Raw genomic sequence first — 821 nt, 5'->3', positions numbered from 1 at the left:
CTAACTTGGGAAGATGCAGAACATACTCGCACAAATGACAAAGGAATTACTTATTACACAAAAGTTGATGATGTGATGGGGTATATGAACTTTAAATTCCATGACTATGAGTTACACAAACCAGTTCACTTATTTAGTTCAGAAACTTACAAGGATTATCTGTCTACTTTGTGGCATGATTTAAACGATGGGGATGATTTGAAATCCATGCAAGACCTCTATGAAACTCCTAAGTATAAACTATCGAAAGACGATCAAGAGGAAATAAAGGAACTAAAAGAAGAGGGTGTCTATGCTTCCATGCAGGAATTGGACAATCCATTTGAGGGGAAAAGCAACGAAGATAGTCTAACCATGACTTATCGTTATGGATACTATGATTTAGACGGAAAACCTACTCTTCAGGAGTATATTCTACTAGAAGCGAAGGCTCACCAAACAATTGTCGCACCAATGGATGGTGTTGTATCTCTAGACGGAGATGATGTTATTCTCACTAACGGAAAAGGAGAGAATGAGAGTCGATTGACCTTGTATTCTATTCATAATGGCCGTGCGATTGAGGGGACAAGAGTCCTAACGGGTGATATTATTGGTGAAACACCAGACGATACAGGTTTGAAAGTTTCCTATCAAAAGTATAAAAACAAGAAAGAAAAATTGGTGTATGTCAATCCGCAATTTTATTTTCCAAAAGTCATTCAACTTCAGACCACTATCTTACCAGCCATTGGTCAGTTTGGTGGAGATGAGTTTGAACGAGCAAAACATATTTATGAGTTTTTGAAATCTCAAGGGGCAAGTCCCCAAGCCATTGCGGC

At 38.4% G+C, this 821-nt stretch carries 1 pseudogene; it reads left to right on the top strand.

The features are described from left to right. Positions 1-821 (top strand): annotated as a pseudogene (locus L0M85_RS09805) (M23 family metallopeptidase); the annotation flags it as partial.

The sequence above is a fragment of the Streptococcus sp. DFI.7.26 genome (assembly GCF_022240605.1).
Lineage (GTDB): Bacteria > Bacillota > Bacilli > Lactobacillales > Streptococcaceae > Streptococcus > Streptococcus xiaochunlingii.
The sequence above is the reverse complement of the archived record's forward strand: the minus strand, read 5'-3'. Positions and strand labels throughout refer to the sequence as shown.